Below are 15,423 nucleotides of genomic sequence, written 5' to 3' on the forward strand. Positions count from 1 at the left end.
AAACCAAGACACAAAAAAACCGCCGTCAGCGAGAGCCGACGGCGGTTTTCTTATTAGATGATTATTCTACTACAGAAAGATTTTCTGCGGAAGATTTACCATTTTTGCCAGTTTCCAGTTCAAATGAAACCTTCTGACCTTCATTCAGGCTGCGAAGCCCAGCACGCTCAACAGCTGAAATATGAACGAAAGCGTCATTTCCGCCATCATCAGGCTCGATAAAGCCAAAACCTTTTGTTGGGTTGAACCATTTTACAGTACCTGTAGCCATAGTTTTATTCCTTATAGCAACATGAAACGCGTGGCCCACACCGTGCGGACCTCCGGTTTTCGTAACGATCACATTGTCAGGGAATAACTAAGGTAACCAGCGCACCGATTATTTAGGCAAGTCAAAACGAATGTAACACGTTGCGCTTATTTATAGATTATTTTGAGTAAGTCAATAAATTATAACAAAGTGACATGCAAATAGCCGCCGTCAATCGAGATCAATTTTGCTGCGGCTTTTCTTCAGTCCGCCCCGGCGCTGCTTTTTTTCAAGGCGGCGTAGTTTCGATGAATAGGTCGGTTTCGTCGGTCTGCGATACTTAGGAACTACAGCTGCTTCCCGAATCAGCCCACAAAGCCTCTCCAACGCGGACTTGCGATTACGATCCTGCGAGCGGTACTCACTCGCGGTCAAAACCAGAACCCCTTCCTTCGTCATGCGCTGTCCCGCAAGCTCTCTCAATTTAGCAAATACAAAGGGCGGTAAGTTAGGGCTAGCTTTTGCATCAAAGCGCAGCTGAACAGCCGTCTCGACCTTGTTGACATTCTGTCCACCCGGACCAGACGACCGAATAAAACTCTCCGTAACTTCCGAGTCATCCAGCGTTATATTGTTGTTGATCCTGATCATAATGATCTAGTTAGACAAGAAATCCCGCCCCGACACAAGGCCTGACGATATCGTTACAGGTATGTGCTGATCTGATCCTTGAGCGACAGGCGCTGGCGGCGGAGTTGCTTCTCAAACCCCTCGTCAGCCGGCGCGACATTCGTTTCAATCCGATGGATTTGGCGATTAACGGAATGATACTCCTCACTCAGCTTGGCAAAATGCGCATCATTTTGGGTCAGTTCATGAATCCGTTCCTTCGATTCAGGAAACTCTTCAGCAAGTTCATGGGGAACATGTGTCATCTTCAATACCCTCCAGTTCAAACTTTAACAATTACTTGCCCTAAAGTTAATCCGCAAATGGTTTGATACAAGATCCCCGCGACGCTTTAGCGCACTAGCCAACCTGAACCAGAGTCTTTCCGATAGCCTCTCGGCTTTCAAGGCGAGACAGGGCCATTTTCGCCTGGTCAAGTGGGAATATTTTATCAATAGTCGGGCGCACCAAGCCCCGTTCGCTTAATGTAAACAGCTCTTCCATTACAAGCATGGAGATGTCAGGGCGGTTCCAGGCGGTCAGCGACCAGTTCGTCCCAACCACCGAATAGGATTTGATAAGCGGCATATTAACGCCAAGGTCCGGAATACGGCCAGAGGCAAATCCGACGATCAGTAACCGTCCTCCCATCGCCATCCTCCGCGAGCAAATATCAAACAAATCACCACCGACCGGATCGTAAACAACATCAACGCCCCGGTTGTCGGTAAGCTCCTTTAACCGTTCGCCCAAATCTTCTTCGCGATAGTTGATCGCCACATCCGCCCCTGCCTCCAAAACGGACCGTACTTTCTCAACGCTAGAGCACACCGCGATGACCCGCGCGCCCAGCGCCTTGCCAATCTGCACAGCATAGTTTCCGGTTCCTCCCGCTGCCCCAAGAACGACCAGCGTTTCTCCCGCGGCGAGTTGGCCGCAATATCTCAGGCCATACATCGCGGTTCCACCAGCAAGCGGGATTGCGGCGCCAAGGTCGTGAGAGAGACTGTCAGGCAGTTTGAAGCACATCTGTTCGCGCGCGGAGCTGTACTCCCCTAAAGCCCCCTGCCCCATACCAACAATCCGGTCGCCCACTTTCAGTTGGCGGCAATCCACTCCGATCTCCTGCACGACGCCAGAGAACTCCAGACCAAGGACAAACGGCGTGTCCGGCTGATCCTGATATAGACCTTTGGGTTGAAGCACATCTGGAAAATTAAGAGCCGCGGTTTTGACCTCGACAATGACGCCCCTGGGGCGAACCATGGGCTTTGGAAAGTCTTTTAACCGCACCCCGTCCAATCCGCTCAGATCGTTGACAACAATCGCTTTCATTATTCTTGGTTCCGTCTTGCTGTTCTATATGGTTTAGGATAACCACAAAAGTCTCATATCGCAAGTATAAAAAGTCTCGTACTGAAAGCATGGTGATGCTATATCAAATGGTATGTTGCAGAATGAATTAATCGTCGATAGCAGTTGTTCGGTCGAGCGCTCCTTCGAGATTCTAGGAGGGGCATGGACCTTTCTGGTGCTGCGCGAGGCGCTGCTGGACAATGTCGTGCAGTTCGACAGCTTCCAGTCAAACCTCGGTATTGCCCGCGAGTCTCTGAAACGGGTGCTCAAGCGCCTTGTGCGGCATGGTGTCATGGAACACCGCCCTCTCAACGAGGGCGGACGGCGAAAGGGTTATTTTCTCACAGAGCAAGGGCGCGACCTCCTGCCCGCTCTTGTAGCCGCCCTGAATTGGGGGCAAGACTGGTCAGATAAAGAGCCGACAGGCGAAAGGCTGGTTCACACAAACTGTGGGCAGCCGCTAAAAAAAGCGGTGGTCTGCTCTGAATGTCATCAGGTAGTAGATCCCCGTGACGTTCGTTTCGAAAGCCGGATCCGGACTAGAAGCAAGGGACGGGAGAGATTTGCCAAGATGAGATATGTCGAACAGGCACTGCTGGAACGCCAGCGTCCTTGTTCCATTGCCCGAACCATGGCAACGATTGGCGACCCATGGAGCTTTCTGATCATACGTGAATGCTTTTACGGCGTTCGACGGTTTGATATCTTTCAGCGCCGCCTGTCCATTGCCAGCAATATTCTGGCGGCACGCCTTAAACGGTTTGTTGCGGCTGGAATTTTAAAAACCCGCCCTGTCCCCGATCAACCGCATCTTTCAGAGTATCGAATGACCGAGAAGGGCATGGCGCTATACGCCATCCCACTCGCGATTATTGCCTGGGGAGACAAGTGGCTTGCCGACGACAAGGGACCCCCCCTTATCCTGACCCACAAAAGCTGCGGACATACGTTTTCGGCGAAGCTTTTCTGCCAGACTTGCAAAACAGAGGTCGATATCGATCAAGTTACGTATCGGCCCTCTTCCCGGAGTGATTGCGAACGGACGTAGTTTTCCGCCCATTTATAGTCGGGCTTGCCATTGGCGTGTCGCAGAATTTCCGGAACCACAAAAACCGCCTTTGGCAGTTTATAACGGGCGACGTGACGAGCGCATTCTGTCTTGATCTCCTCGAGATCGGCGCGCTGGCCGTCTTGAAAAGCAATCACAGCGACGACCTCTTGGCCCCAGCGCGCGCTCTGTCGGCCCAAAACCAGCGCGTCTTTGACGGCCGCATGCTTTTTCAGCGCTTCTTCAACCTCCTCAACAAAAACCTTTTCACCGCCACTGTTGATTACCAGTGAGTCCCGACCGAGGAGACGCACGATATCTCCGGGCAGGAGCTGAGCTCGATCCCCCGCCATAGCGTATCGCTCACCCGCAAGTTCGACGAAGGTCTTCTTCGTTGCAGCCTCGTCATTGAGATAGCCAATCGGCACATAGCCCTGCCGCGCCCACCATCCGGTTCCCTCATGCCCGGGTTCCAGCAAGGCGGTTTTGGTGTCATTCAGAACCGCGTTGCCGGGAGACAAACTGAACGTCCCGGGCGCATTCCCCTCCAAGTCATCCACATGCTGGCCCTGGTTCCCCCCTTCAGAGGATCCCAAAAAATCAAGAATACGGGTTTTCGGGAGCAATCGCACCAGCTCTCGCTTGGTTTTGACAGACAAGTGAGCGCCGCTATTGAGAAAGAAACGCAATGACGCAAGAGTATGATTGCCCTTCTTCATCTCCTCAATAAGGGGAAGGGCAAAAGCATCCCCGACGATCGAGATCATCACGACTTTCTCACGATCGATTGTATCGAGAATATCGGTTGGATCCAGTTGATCCACCTGGTCCTGAATGACGACGGTATTCCCGGCGAAGAGGCCCATTATGGCATTCCATTGTCCCGCCGCATGCATAAAGGGCGGCGCCGGCAGAACCGGCATTGACCCTTTCAGCGCGGTGGCGGCGACTTCCTCAAGACTGTCAATAATACCCTTGTCGGATAGTCGCCGCCCGCCCAGAACGGAAATCATTATATCCCCCTGCCGCCAGAGCACGCCCTTCGGCTTACCGGTGGTGCCTCCGGTATAAAGAATATAAAGATCGTCCGGGCTATAGTGTAAATCCGGCACGGCGGGTTCAGACACCGCAAGCAGCTTTTCATACTCAACAGCGTCTTCAATATAACTTGGGCCACCGTCATTGATTTCGATAAAATGCTGAAGATCCGGAACCTGATCCCTGATTGCAGCCAGCTTCTCGCCAAAGCTCCGCTGATAGACAATTACCCGTGCACCGGAATCGCTAAGCAAATAGACGAGTTCGTCCTCGACGTAGCGATAGTTGACATTGAACGGGGCAAGGCGTGCCTTGAAGGCACCAAACATCCCCTCCAGATACTCATTGCCGTTATGAAGATAGATAGCAAGACGGTCCTGCCCGGACTGCCAGTTCTGCAACTTCGCGCGTTCCTGATGACAACCAAGTCCGAGAGCAAGCAACGCGTTAGCGAGGCGGTTTGACCGGTCCATAAAATCTGCAAAAGACCAGCGTTGCCCGCGGCAAACGATTGCTTCACGATCCGGTATCGCCGCTGCAACACAGTCCAGCACCTCTGGTAAATGGAACATTATATCTCCCCAGATAAACCACCGGAGCAAAAACCGTCCGGTGGGTACCAACTTTTAGTCCGACCAGAAGTCCTTGGACAGCTCACGCCGTTTCTTTCGGGAATCCGCGCTTTTGAAATCCTTCAATCCAGAAGAACCTCTGGCATAAGGCATGATGGGCACCTCAAATGCCAACGCTCCCTGAACCGGCAAATCAGCGCTTTTATTCAAGGCGAACTTAGTCCGCCGGACTGTAATCGGGTGTTTCTGCAGCATAATATGTGTTAGTTGGGCGACTTGATCGTCCAGTTCCTCGGGAGCGACAACGCGGTTAACCAGATCGTAGCGCTCCGCTTTTTCCGCAGTGAACATCATACCGATCAGGTTCCATTCCTTCGCCTTGCGCCGTCCGGCAAATTTCGGAATACGCGACAGCCCGCCCCAACCGGGTGTGATATCCCAGTCAATTTCCGGCATCCCCCAGCGTGAACGATCCGTCGCCACCACAAAGTCACAGACGAGCGTCAGTTCAAGGCCACCGCCCGTGCATACCCCGTCAACGGCGGCAATCGTGACCGGCGTCAAATCCTCGATCAGCTGCACTGTTTCCTGGTAGAGGCGTACCTGCCAGTAGCTCTCATCGCCCCGCCATTCGTTGAATTCCTTGATGTCATCACCGGCGCAAAAGGTCTCGCCTGCCCCGCGCAGGATCATGACCCGGCATTCCCGATCGGCGCGTACTGCGAGAATTGCTTCCTTCAACTCTGCGGAAAGCTCCCGATCCAGCGCATTATGCACTTCGGGCCTGTTGAGGGTAATTGTCGTGACAGCATCCTGTCGGTCGAAGATCAGTTTCTTATAGTCACTCATTCTTTTTCCTTCCCGTTAGGTTTTTCTTGTTCGTTATAGTAACTTTCGTTATAAGATTAATAGAAAGTCTAATAACGAAAGTCAATGCACAAAAAAATTGAAACGAAGGCGACCGTTATGAGCAATAAACCATCACACAGAGAGCCGCCTCCTGGCTTCAAGGAAAGCCTGACACGCGGGCCCTTTTCCACCCACAACGGCCCGTTCTATCACAAGGTGGATGGGGAGCGTTTCTGGCATGGCCTCTTCATAACAGAGCGTCATTGCAATTCTCGCGGACGGCTGCACGGCGGAATGATGACAACATTCGCAGACGGGCTAATGGCCACCGCCGTCCGGCGCGCAAACCGGAGACCCGCCGTAACAGTCAGCCTGAATTGCAATTTCAGCGCCTCAGCGGATATCGGCGACTGGCTTGAAGGAACCGCGCGACAGAGTGGAACCGGCGACGGCTTCGCCTTTGTCGAGGCTGAGGCCTGGGTCGGCGACAGGATCGTTTTTAATGCAAGCGGGGTTTTTCGGCTTCTTGAGGCACGGAGCTAAAACAAAAAACCCCCGCATTCCGGCCGGGCCTTTTTGGAAAATTGGAGCGGGCGATGAGATTCGAACTCACGACCCTAACCTTGGCAAGGTTATGCTCTACCCCTGAGCTACGCCCGCTCGAGCGTGCAACATTCGTTGCGAGGCGGGATAATACGTAAATAGCCCCTGAATGCAAGCGCGTTTTCTGAAAAAATGCGGCTTTTGCCAATTCTTTATTTCCCTCAATGGATAGAGCCGTTAATTTTCCGGTCGGTCACGCAGAGGAAAGGATCGAGAATGCCCGCAACCCCAGAGGAACTGTTTGCCAAACTTGATACATTGGGAATCAACCACGAGACCCATCATCATGCGCCAGTTTTCACGGTCGACGAGGCGCAGGCACATACCGACCACCTCCCCGGCGGGCACTGCAAAAACCTGTTTCTGAAAGACAAGAACGGTGATCTCTATCTTGTCGTCTGTCTCCAGGACACAGCGGTCGACCTAAAAGCATTCAGGGGCCTTGTTGGCGCGAAGAACCTGAGCTTCGGCAAACCGGAGCTATTATATGAGGTGCTGGGCGTCGAACCCGGCTCTGTTACGCCCTTTTCCCTGATAAATGACATGGAGAGGAAAGTTTCCGTTGTCCTCGAAAAGAGGATGATGGCACTCGACCTGCTCAACTACCATCCGCTGCGCAATACAATGACGACGCAGATTTTACCGCATGATCTGGAAAAGTTCATCACCGATTGCGGGCACAAGCCACAAATTCTTGACCTTCCGGAACGCAATTGAGAATTTCAATAGCACCTTGATTGTTTACAGCTCTGGCCTAAATCACCAACAGGCCCACTTAACAAAGCGGAGTTTAGATGCTATTTCAAAGTCCGGGCAGCTGTCAGCTCTGGCGGTCTGCGTTTCTTTGGTAACAAACAGACACTGGTAAACTAGACTTATGGAAACTCTGATTAGTGACGGCGCCGGCTCAGGCAATGATTGGATCAAGGACGGCTCCACCGAGACATTCATGCAAGACGTGGTCGAGGCCAGCAAGGAGACCCTTGTTCTTGTAGATTTATGGGCTCCATGGTGCGGCCCCTGCAAACAGCTCGGCCCGATGATCGAAAAGGTTGTAAAAGACGCAAAAGGCGCAGTACAGCTTGTCAAAATCGATATTGATCAAAACCCCCAGATTGCGCAAAGTCTTCAAGTTCAATCAATCCCCGCGGTCTTTGCCTTCAAGGACGGGCAGCCGGTCGATGGTTTCATGGGAGCCTTACCGGAGAGCAAGATCAAGGAATTTGTCGAGCGCCATGCGGGCCCGATCGGTCCGTCGCCTGTGGAAGAAGCCTACCAATCCGGCACCGAGGCGCTGGATAGGGACGATACAGAAGTAGCGCTGGCCGCCTTTGCAAAGATTCTTGAAATAGAGCCCGAACATGTTGATGCCAAAGCGCAACTGGCCCGGCTTTATGTTAAGCTGGGCGAGCTGGAAGCGGCCAAAAGTCTGATGGAAACAATTCCTGACAGTCCGCAAAAATCTCCCGCTGTCTCGGCGGCGCTTGCAGCCATCTCAATTGCAGAAAATGCCACGGACGCCGCAGATCTGGAGCCGCTTCGCGCAAAAGTCGAACAGAAACCTGACGATCTGGACGCGCGGCTGAAATTTGCAAAAGCGCTGGTCGGAAATGGCGATTACGAAGCGGGCGGCAACGAACTGATCGAGATTGTTCGCCGAGATCGCGACTGGAACGAAGCGGCGGGACGCCAAGAATTGTTAAAACTCCTGGATTTGATGGGGCCGACAAACCCGCTTACGAAAACGCTCCGCCGCCAATTGTCGACGATCCTTTTCGCATGACGGATACCGGGGCAAATACGGGATTGGAAGAGCTCCCACCTGTATTACCGATCTTCCCGCTAACGGGCGCCCTGTTGCTGACAAACGGGCATCTTCCGCTCAATATATTCGAGCCGCGCTATCTTGCCATGGTACAGGACGCCATGGCGACGCACCGCCTGATCGGAATGGTCCAACCCCGGGATCCCGAATCCGATCTTATGACGCCGGAAATATATAATGTCGGCTGTGTCGGTAAAATCTGCGAGTATGGAGAATTACCCAATGGCATGTTGCGCATCACGTTGGAAGGGATGTGCCGGTTCGAAGTCATGAAAGAACTCGACATAGCAACGCCTTATCGACAGGTCACCGCGAACTACCAGAGGTTCAAGCATGACCTGGAGCCGGTGCATAGAAACTGCGTGGACCGGGAAGCGCTCCATGAGGCGTTACATCATTTTCTGGAATTTGAAGACGGCGCCAGTGACTGGCAAACGCTGGATCATCTTGAAGACGATAGCTTAGTGAATTCTCTTTCCATGATCTGCCCCTTTTCGCCTGTTGAAAAGCAGGCCCTTCTGGAAGCCGCTGACATCGCAACAAGATCGCATTTGCTGATCAGCCTGCTGCAAATGATGTTGCAACAGGTCGAAGCTCACCGCACAGTACAATAAAAATGTTGGAAGGCCCGAGCCATGACTGAAAACAAGAACCTTGCGGTGGATCCAAAACTGCTCGAAATCCTCGTCTGCCCCCTCACCAAGGGGCCCCTGATTTTTGATCGGGAAAATAACGAACTGGTCAGCAAGGCGGCGGGGCTCGCCTATCCGATCCGCAACGGAATTCCGATCATGTTGATGGACGAAGCCCGGGAAATCGATGAGATAAAAGGATAATGAGCGGTGAAATCTATGATCAGGCCGGTCGCCCGAAGCCGCAGGAAGTGCGGTTGAAAAAATCGGAAAAGGCGCTTTTGGTCTCTTTCGAAGACGGACACTCCTTTCGCTTTCCGGCGGAACTCTTGCGGGTTGAAAGCCCTTCGGCCGAAGTGCAAGGCCATGGCGCGAGCCAAAAGCAAACGGTTTCCGGTCGACGGCACGTGGGCATTATGGGGCTGGAGCCTGTGGGAAATTATGCCATTCGTATCACTTTCGATGATCTCCATGACACCGGGCTGTTCTCCTGGGCCTACCTCTATGAACTCGGCCTCAATCAGGAAAGTGTTTGGCAGACGTATCTCGACAATCTTGCGCAAGCCGGACTAAGCCGCGACCCCTAGGGTGTCAGAGCGCCTCACCGCGAAGAAGCCGGGGCATCTTACCAACCGTACCGCGCGCATGTTCCATGAAAAAGCCCTTCAAAGGGGGCATTCTGTTCACTGCCGCAAGGCCAAGATCACGCGCGAGCCGGACAGGACCAATATCATTTGTGAAAAGCCGGTTCAGGCCATCCGTGATCGCCAGCAGGGTCAAGCTGTCAAACCGGCGCCACCTCTGATAATCATCAAGCGTCATGGTACCGCCAATATCCTGGCCGAGCCGGGCTGCATCGATCACCACCTCGGCAAGCGCCGCCACATCGCGCAGGCCTAAGTTAAGGCCCTGTCCGGCAATTGGATGCATGCCATGGGCGGCATCCCCGATCAGCGCAAGACGTTCATCCACATATCTTTCCGCCTGATGCAGGCTCAGCGGATAGCTCCAGCGTGGGCCAACCGCCTCCAGTTTTCCGAGATAATCCCCAAAACGTTTCGCCATTTCCCGCTGAAAGTCTTCTTCGCCAAGTGCCATGATTACGTTCGCCCGCTTGGTAGGTTCGGTCCAGACGAGAGAGGAACGGTTGCCCGTCATCGGCAGGATAGCGAAGGGCCCGGGGTTGAGAAAACGCTCTTGGGCAACACCATGATGCGGCACTTCATGAGCAATTGTACATACAATTCCCATCTGGTCATAGGACCAGCCAACCGTCTTGATGCCTGCTTCTTTTCTAAGCGGAGAATTACGTCCGTCGGCGCCAACAACAAGTCGCGCGGTTAAAATATCACCTGACTCAAGTTGCGCTGTCACCCCGGAACTATCTCGCGTGATCGACCGATATTCCGCTGGTGCCAAAACGGTCAATGTCGGTATTTCCTTGGCACGCCGGTAGAGAGCTTCACGAAGATGCCTGTTTTCAACCATGTGTCCAAAAGGCTCATCTCCAAGCTGGCGGTGGTCGTAATGGAGGAAACATTTCGAGGGACCGTCCGTAATACGGATATCCAGCATCGGCTCCTTCTCGGAGACATGCTTCCAGACACCGGACGCTAGCAGCAGGTTGCGCGATGCGTGCGCAATGGCGGACACTCTCCCATCGAATTTTGCGTCAACAAGTTTAGCTGGCTTTTCCCGCTCCAGCAAGACGACTTCCAGACCCGCCGCCGCGACCGCAATCGCAAACGGCAGACCATTCAGTCCCCCGCCCACAACAAGAATATCCGCTTCAATAGTCTTGCCCGCCATCTTCGCCGCCATTTAACTCTTTACCTCTATTGCCTCATTTCGGATATAGGCCTAACCTGCCGCCATGACAAAGAACTGGCACGACTTGACAGCCCTTGAACTAGGGCAGCATATAGGCGAAGGGGCAATTGATCCAATTGAACTTGCGCAATATTTTTTTGGCCGGATCAAAGAGCATGACCCGCAGAAGCGTATATATGTCCGCTTGACAGAAGAGCGAGCATTAAAAGAAGCGGAAGCCGCCAAAGTTCGCGCCAAAAATGGCACACGGCTCAGCCCACTGGATGGCGTTCCAATTTCCTGGAAAGACCTGTTTGATACTGCCGGTATTGCAACGGAGGGTGGATCGCGCCTTTTTGAAGGTCGGGTGCCGACCAGAGATGCAGAATGCCTGACACGAGCAGGCCGCGCTGGCCTCGTCTGCCTTGGGAAAACGAACATGCCGGATGTCGCCTTTTCAGGTATCGGCGTCAACCCCTGGACAGGCACAGGGCCGAATCCCTTCGATAAAAATATGGAAAGAGTACCTGGCGGATCGTCAGCCGGAGCCGCGCTTTCCGTTGCGGAAGGGCTGGCACCGGCGGCGATCGGTTCGGACACAGCAGGTTCCGTTCGCATCCCGGCGGCGTGGTGCGGCTTGACAGGCCTTAAAACAACTCATGGGCAAATTTCCCTGGAGGGCGCGATGCTGCTTTCCTACTCACAGGATACCGTCGGACCACTTACCAAGGATGTCGCGGACGCAAACATTCTCTATTCCATTTTATCCGGTAGGCCAAAACCCGACCTTTCGGGCGTATCTTTAAAAGGCGTGAGAATCCTGCGCGCGACAAGCCAGTTTGACGAACTCTGTGACCCTAAAATACTTTCTCGGGTGAAAGAGGGCCTGTCGTTATTAAAGGTGGCAGGCGCAGAAATCACGGAAGGGCCGGTGCCAGCCTTCAATGATGCGGTGGCACTCTCCGCCCGACATGGAAGCCCGGCGGCCATTGAGGCCTGCATGATGTATGGGGATCAGATACGCGCCAACCCGGGCGCCATGTACGCGCCGATAGCAGAACGTATTCTGGCAGCAGAGAAATTCTCGGCTGTAGACGCTGCCGCACTCTATCGCGGCATGGAAAAGCTGACAGCCGACTATCTGCTGCAAACTGCGGGATATGATCTTGTGGTCGGCCCGACGCAACCGGAACATCCCCCGGCGATCGCCCCGCTCCTCGAAAGTATTGAGGCTTACCTTCGCGCGACGCTTATGTCGATCAGCCTGACACGCCTCGCAAATTTGCTACGTCTTTGCGCCACGACACTGCCGTGTGGCTTGGAAAGCGGATTTCCCGTTGGCATGATGCTGATGGCACCGGGAAACACTGAAGGAAAGCTGTTACGCCTTTCCGCGGCGGCGGAGCAGGCCCTAAAGCCACTAAATGTCTAAATTTTAGGCAAATACGCACATTTGCATAATTATTAATCATTTTTTGGCTCTCTTAGTGCCCTCTTTTTTAGCACCCCCTTGTTAACTCTTTGATAACAAATTAAAAATTTCGTCGGGCCTCAACTGGCACGGGTCTTGAAAAAAAAGACCCGAAACCGGGATCATTCTTTCCCGGTCACGAACAAGTCAAAGAGGTGAGCATCATGAAGCTGGTTATGGCTGTTATAAAGCCCTTCAAACTTGATGAAGTGCGCGACGCCCTGACATCGATTGGTGTCGATGGGCTGACAGCAACCGAAGTTAAGGGGTATGGCCGACAAAAGGGGCACACGGAAATATACCGTGGTGCGGAGTATGCCATCTCCTTTCTCCCCAAAATTAAAATTGAAGTTGCCGTAAAAGAGGATCTGGCTGAACAGGTGGTGGAAGCCATCGCCGGTGCGGCCAAAACCGGACAGATCGGCGATGGAAAAATCTTTGTTTTCGATTTGATGAATGTTGTCCGTATTCGCACGGGCGAAACCGACGCAGATGCGCTCTAGGAGAATATTGATGCGTAACTTGACATACATAAAAACTGCCGCCGCCTCCGCTGCGGCCTTTGCTCTTCTCGGCGCCGTGCCTGCTTTCGCGGCAGTCGATAGTGAAACCGCCTATGTTCTGAACACCTTCTCCTTCCTGGTGAACGGCGCTCTCGTCATGTGGATGGCGGCGGGCTTTGCCATGTTGGAAAGCGGTCTCGTCCGGTCCAAGAATACCGCGACGATCTGCCTTAAGAATATTGCTCTTTATTCAGTCGCCGGCCTTACTTTCTACCTTGTTGGCTACAATCTGATGTATATGGACGTTTCCGGCTATATCGGAAGCTTCAGCCCGTTCTGGGCACCAGATGATGCTGAAGCTCTTGCCGGAACTTTTGCGGACGGCGGTTATTCAGCTTCCTCCGACTGGTTCTTCCAGATGGTCTTTGTGGCAACTGCAGCCTCCATTGTATCAGGCGCTCTGGCTGAACGGATCAAGCTGTGGTCTTTCCTCCTTTTCGTCGTCCTTCTGACGGCCATCATATACCCAATCCAGGGTTCCTGGGTATGGGGTGGCGGCTGGCTCGCCGAGATGGGCTTCTCCGATTATGCCGGGTCGACACTGGTCCATTCAGTTGGGGGCTGGGCTGCCTTGACAGGTGCCATCATTCTTGGGGCTCGTAGAGGCAAGTATACTTCCGAAGGTAGAGTAAATCCGATCCCCGGTGCGAACCTTCCGCTTGCGACGCTCGGAACGTTTATTCTATGGATCGGCTGGTTCGGCTTTAATGGTGGTTCTGTTCTGGCGCTCGGTTCGGCCGCCAGTGCAATCGAGATGGCTAACGTCTTCGCCAACACTAACATGGCCGCTGCAGGCGGCGTGATCGCGGCGATGATCGTTACTCAGATCATGTACAAGAAGGTCGATCTTACCATGGCGTTGAACGGTGCGATCGGCGGCCTGGTCTCCATCACGGCGGAACCTGCCGATCCAACCCTCGGCATGGCAATCCTGATCGGTGCTTTTGGTGGTGTCATCGTTGTCTTTGCTGTTCCATTGCTCGACAAGTTGAAAATCGATGATGTCGTCGGCGCCATTCCGGCCCATTTGTTCTGCGGCATCTGGGGTACAATCGCTGTTGCGATTTCCGATCCGGAAGTGACCTTCGTCGCTCAATTGACCGGTATCATTGCCATCGGCGCCTTCGTAGTTGTTCTCAGCACTGTCTTCTGGCTGATCCTAAAATTCACGATCGGTATCCGGGCAAGCGAAGAGGACGAGCTTGAAGGGCTCGACAAAGCAGAGCTCGGACTTGAAGCCTACCCTGAGTTTGGGCAAGGTTCTCAGTCCTTCTAATCCCTCTACATAGCCTGTTGCGCAGAAGAAATTCTGCGCAACATATCGGCAAATGCTCAAGTTTTAGTCATTGCGATGACTATTTCTTGAGCATTTTCCGCTTTTGGTTTCTGGCGACCGCCTGCAAACCGCAGTTAAGCCCCTAAACCCTCGTTTGGCACAATCCTTGATACAAAGAATGCAATCCGCGCCCCAACGCGGCAATATCATGAGGGAGTTTAGTTAAATGTCTGACGGAATTTCGGGCACGGACGTTTTGTTCGTGCTGCTGGGGGCCATTCTGGTTTTCGCCATGCACGCCGGCTTCGCCTTTCTTGAGGTAGGCACCGTTCGCCGTAAAAATCAGGTGAACGCACTCGTCAAGATCCTTGCCGATTTCGGCGTATCAACAGTTAGCTATTTTTTCATTGGTTATTCAGTTGCCTATGGTGTCGATTTTCTCGTCAACGCGGCGGTTCTCTCAGGTGAAACCACCGCTGAAGGCTATTCCTTTGCCAGCAACGGTTATGATCTGGTAAAGTTCTTTTTCCTGCTCACATTTGCGGCTGCCATACCGGCGATCATTTCAGGTGGCATAGCGGAGCGGGCAAAATTCTGGCCACAGCTGATCGCGACGGCAATCCTGACCGCATTGATTTACCCGTTCTTCGAAGGCATCGTGTGGAACGGGAATTTCGGCATTCAAAATTTGATCGAGAATTTCTTTGGTGTCGGGTTCCATGATTTTGCGGGTTCAATTGTTGTCCATGCCATCGGCGGCTGGATCGCCCTTGGGGCAGTCCTATTGCTGGGCGCCCGGCGAGGGCGCTACACAAAAGACGGTCGTGTTATCGGTATTCCGCCATCCAACATCCCGTTTCTCGCCTTAGGATCCTGGATACTGTGTATTGGCTGGTTCGGCTTTAATGTCATGAGCGCCCAGTCAATCGGCGGCATATCCGGCCTGGTGGCAATGAACTCGCTGATGGCCATGGTGGGTGGCATCATTGCGGCTCTCATCGTCGGTCGTAACGATCCGGGTTTTATTCATAACGGCGCGCTTGCGGGCCTGGTTGCCGTCTGCGCCGGGTCAGACATTATGCATCCCATCGGCGCTTTAGCGACGGGCACCATAGCTGGCGCTCTGTTTGTCGTTGCTTTTACCATCTGTCAAAACAGGTTAAGGGTGGATGATGTCCTTGGTGTCTGGCCCCTGCATGGTCTCTGCGGGCTTTGGGGCGGCATCGCGGCGGGTATCTTCGGGCTTGAATCCCTTGGAGGCCTCGGCGGAGTGAGCTTTTTTGCCCAGCTTGTCGTCAGCCTTTTGGGATGCGCCTACGCGCTTCTCGCCGGATTTCTTGTCTATGGCGCCCTAAAGGCTATCAGCGGCATCCGCCTATCCGAGGAAAATGAGTTTCTCGGTGCGGATCTCAGCATCCATAAAATCGGCGCCTATCCGGAAGAAGACGTGCGCTGATCGGCG

17 protein-coding genes, 1 tRNA gene and 1 pseudogene are annotated in these 15,423 nt (G+C 53.4%); 11 read left to right on the top strand and 8 right to left on the bottom strand.

Translation table 11 applies throughout. The annotated features are described in order from the left end of the window. Positions 1-61: 61 nt before the first annotated feature. The 4 genes and pseudogenes from AACZ19_RS12320 to AACZ19_RS12335 all read right to left on the bottom strand — a co-directional run bounded on the left by AACZ19_RS12320 (position 62) and on the right by AACZ19_RS12335 (position 2,254). Entirely contained in the window at positions 62-271 is a 210-nt protein-coding gene (locus AACZ19_RS12320; RefSeq protein ID WP_339634337.1) for a cold-shock protein, read from the bottom strand. 210 nt (positions 272-481) lie between these two features. Beyond that, positions 482-892: pseudogene (arfB, locus tag AACZ19_RS12325) on the bottom strand (alternative ribosome rescue aminoacyl-tRNA hydrolase ArfB); the annotation flags it as partial. A 62-nt stretch (positions 893-954) separates the two neighbouring features. Then, the gene (locus tag AACZ19_RS12330) at positions 955-1,185 is read right to left on the bottom strand and encodes a DUF465 domain-containing protein (protein ID WP_339634339.1); all 231 of its coding nucleotides are present in this window, start codon (positions 1,183-1,185) and stop codon (positions 955-957) included. A gap of 94 nt (positions 1,186-1,279) precedes the next feature. After that, positions 1,280-2,254: an NADPH:quinone oxidoreductase family protein gene (locus AACZ19_RS12335; RefSeq protein WP_339634341.1), complete on the bottom strand. Its 975-nt coding sequence runs from the start codon at positions 2,252-2,254 to the stop codon at positions 1,280-1,282. 112 nt (positions 2,255-2,366) lie between these two features. Between AACZ19_RS12335 and AACZ19_RS12340 the strand changes: the two genes are divergently transcribed. After that, entirely contained in the window at positions 2,367-3,323 is a 957-nt protein-coding gene (locus AACZ19_RS12340; protein WP_339634343.1) for a helix-turn-helix domain-containing protein, read from the top strand. On the opposite strand, the gene AACZ19_RS12345 is transcribed toward AACZ19_RS12340, so the two are convergent. Further along, positions 3,275-4,933 carry an AMP-binding protein gene (locus AACZ19_RS12345; RefSeq protein ID WP_339634345.1) on the bottom strand — a complete coding sequence of 553 codons (1,659 nt, stop codon included), beginning with the start codon at positions 4,931-4,933 and terminating at the stop codon, positions 3,275-3,277. The two genes, AACZ19_RS12340 and AACZ19_RS12345, sit on opposite strands and share 49 nt — an antisense overlap. A gap of 54 nt (positions 4,934-4,987) precedes the next feature. Next, positions 4,988-5,782: an enoyl-CoA hydratase/isomerase family protein gene (locus AACZ19_RS12350; protein ID WP_339634347.1), complete on the bottom strand. Its 795-nt coding sequence runs from the start codon at positions 5,780-5,782 to the stop codon at positions 4,988-4,990. Between the two features lie 117 nt (positions 5,783-5,899). On the opposite strand from AACZ19_RS12350, the gene AACZ19_RS12355 reads away from it, so the two are divergent. After that, the gene (locus tag AACZ19_RS12355) at positions 5,900-6,325 is read left to right on the top strand and encodes a PaaI family thioesterase (RefSeq protein WP_339634349.1); all 426 of its coding nucleotides are present in this window, start codon (positions 5,900-5,902) and stop codon (positions 6,323-6,325) included. 42 nt (positions 6,326-6,367) lie between these two features. On the opposite strand, the gene AACZ19_RS12360 is transcribed toward AACZ19_RS12355, so the two are convergent. After that, positions 6,368-6,442 (bottom strand) — tRNA-Gly (locus tag AACZ19_RS12360). A gap of 159 nt (positions 6,443-6,601) precedes the next feature. Here AACZ19_RS12360 and AACZ19_RS12365 point away from each other — a divergent pair. From AACZ19_RS12365 to AACZ19_RS12385, 5 genes are all read left to right on the top strand, one after another. Then, complete coding sequence (locus AACZ19_RS12365) at positions 6,602-7,102, top strand: prolyl-tRNA synthetase associated domain-containing protein (RefSeq protein ID WP_339634351.1); 501 nt, start codon at positions 6,602-6,604, stop codon at positions 7,100-7,102. A 160-nt stretch (positions 7,103-7,262) separates the two neighbouring features. Beyond that, positions 7,263-8,168, top strand: coding sequence for a thioredoxin (gene trxA / locus AACZ19_RS12370; RefSeq protein ID WP_339634353.1), 906 nt, complete (start codon positions 7,263-7,265; stop codon positions 8,166-8,168). Further along, complete coding sequence (locus AACZ19_RS12375; protein ID WP_339634355.1) at positions 8,165-8,824, top strand: LON peptidase substrate-binding domain-containing protein; 660 nt, start codon at positions 8,165-8,167, stop codon at positions 8,822-8,824. Before trxA ends, AACZ19_RS12375 begins: the two co-directional genes overlap by 4 nt. 21 nt (positions 8,825-8,845) lie before the next feature. Beyond that, complete coding sequence (locus AACZ19_RS12380; protein WP_339634357.1) at positions 8,846-9,046, top strand: Trm112 family protein; 201 nt, start codon at positions 8,846-8,848, stop codon at positions 9,044-9,046. Beyond that, positions 9,046-9,429: a DUF971 domain-containing protein gene (locus AACZ19_RS12385; RefSeq protein ID WP_339634359.1), complete on the top strand. Its 384-nt coding sequence runs from the start codon at positions 9,046-9,048 to the stop codon at positions 9,427-9,429. The genes AACZ19_RS12380 and AACZ19_RS12385 overlap by 1 nt, the downstream gene beginning before the upstream one ends. Before the next feature lie 4 nt (positions 9,430-9,433). Here AACZ19_RS12385 and AACZ19_RS12390 read toward each other — a convergent pair whose 3' ends face one another. Continuing rightward, a complete protein-coding gene (locus AACZ19_RS12390) occupies positions 9,434-10,663 on the bottom strand; it encodes a UbiH/UbiF/VisC/COQ6 family ubiquinone biosynthesis hydroxylase (RefSeq protein ID WP_339634362.1) in 1,230 nt (409 codons plus the stop codon). Positions 10,664-10,715: 52 nt separating this feature from the next. Between AACZ19_RS12390 and AACZ19_RS12395 the strand changes: the two genes are divergently transcribed. From AACZ19_RS12395 to AACZ19_RS12410, 4 genes are all read left to right on the top strand, one after another. Next, complete coding sequence (locus AACZ19_RS12395) at positions 10,716-12,083, top strand: amidase family protein (protein WP_339634363.1); 1,368 nt, start codon at positions 10,716-10,718, stop codon at positions 12,081-12,083. Positions 12,084-12,286: 203 nt separating this feature from the next. After that, a complete protein-coding gene (locus AACZ19_RS12400) occupies positions 12,287-12,625 on the top strand; it encodes a P-II family nitrogen regulator (RefSeq protein WP_207041894.1) in 339 nt (112 codons plus the stop codon). A 10-nt stretch (positions 12,626-12,635) separates the two neighbouring features. Then, positions 12,636-13,961: an ammonium transporter gene (locus AACZ19_RS12405; RefSeq protein ID WP_339634367.1), complete on the top strand. Its 1,326-nt coding sequence runs from the start codon at positions 12,636-12,638 to the stop codon at positions 13,959-13,961. Between the two features lie 226 nt (positions 13,962-14,187). After that, entirely contained in the window at positions 14,188-15,417 is a 1,230-nt protein-coding gene (locus tag AACZ19_RS12410) for an ammonium transporter (RefSeq protein ID WP_339634368.1), read from the top strand. Positions 15,418-15,423 lie beyond the last annotated feature (6 nt).

It is taken from the genome of uncultured Sneathiella sp., from assembly GCF_963973085.1.
Lineage (GTDB): Bacteria > Pseudomonadota > Alphaproteobacteria > Sneathiellales > Sneathiellaceae > Sneathiella.

Coding starts and splice junctions, on each gene's coding strand:
- AACZ19_RS12385 (WP_339634359.1), top strand. CDS start 9,046: ATGAGCGGTGAAATCTATGATCAGGCCGGTCGCCCGAAGCCGCAGGAA.
- AACZ19_RS12345 (WP_339634345.1), bottom strand. CDS start 4,933: ATGTTCCATTTACCAGAGGTGCTGGACTGTGTTGCAGCGGCGATACCG.
- AACZ19_RS12355 (WP_339634349.1), top strand. CDS start 5,900: ATGAGCAATAAACCATCACACAGAGAGCCGCCTCCTGGCTTCAAGGAA.
- AACZ19_RS12320 (WP_339634337.1), bottom strand. CDS start 271: ATGGCTACAGGTACTGTAAAATGGTTCAACCCAACAAAAGGTTTTGGC.
- AACZ19_RS12365 (WP_339634351.1), top strand. CDS start 6,602: ATGCCCGCAACCCCAGAGGAACTGTTTGCCAAACTTGATACATTGGGA.
- AACZ19_RS12405 (WP_339634367.1), top strand. CDS start 12,636: ATGCGTAACTTGACATACATAAAAACTGCCGCCGCCTCCGCTGCGGCC.
- AACZ19_RS12330 (WP_339634339.1), bottom strand. CDS start 1,185: ATGACACATGTTCCCCATGAACTTGCTGAAGAGTTTCCTGAATCGAAG.
- AACZ19_RS12380 (WP_339634357.1), top strand. CDS start 8,846: ATGACTGAAAACAAGAACCTTGCGGTGGATCCAAAACTGCTCGAAATC.
- AACZ19_RS12410 (WP_339634368.1), top strand. CDS start 14,188: ATGTCTGACGGAATTTCGGGCACGGACGTTTTGTTCGTGCTGCTGGGG.
- AACZ19_RS12350 (WP_339634347.1), bottom strand. CDS start 5,782: ATGAGTGACTATAAGAAACTGATCTTCGACCGACAGGATGCTGTCACG.
- AACZ19_RS12400 (WP_207041894.1), top strand. CDS start 12,287: ATGAAGCTGGTTATGGCTGTTATAAAGCCCTTCAAACTTGATGAAGTG.
- AACZ19_RS12390 (WP_339634362.1), bottom strand. CDS start 10,663: ATGGCGGCGAAGATGGCGGGCAAGACTATTGAAGCGGATATTCTTGTT.
- AACZ19_RS12395 (WP_339634363.1), top strand. CDS start 10,716: ATGACAAAGAACTGGCACGACTTGACAGCCCTTGAACTAGGGCAGCAT.
- AACZ19_RS12335 (WP_339634341.1), bottom strand. CDS start 2,254: ATGAAAGCGATTGTTGTCAACGATCTGAGCGGATTGGACGGGGTGCGG.
- AACZ19_RS12340 (WP_339634343.1), top strand. CDS start 2,367: ATGTTGCAGAATGAATTAATCGTCGATAGCAGTTGTTCGGTCGAGCGC.
- trxA (WP_339634353.1), top strand. CDS start 7,263: ATGGAAACTCTGATTAGTGACGGCGCCGGCTCAGGCAATGATTGGATC.
- AACZ19_RS12375 (WP_339634355.1), top strand. CDS start 8,165: ATGACGGATACCGGGGCAAATACGGGATTGGAAGAGCTCCCACCTGTA.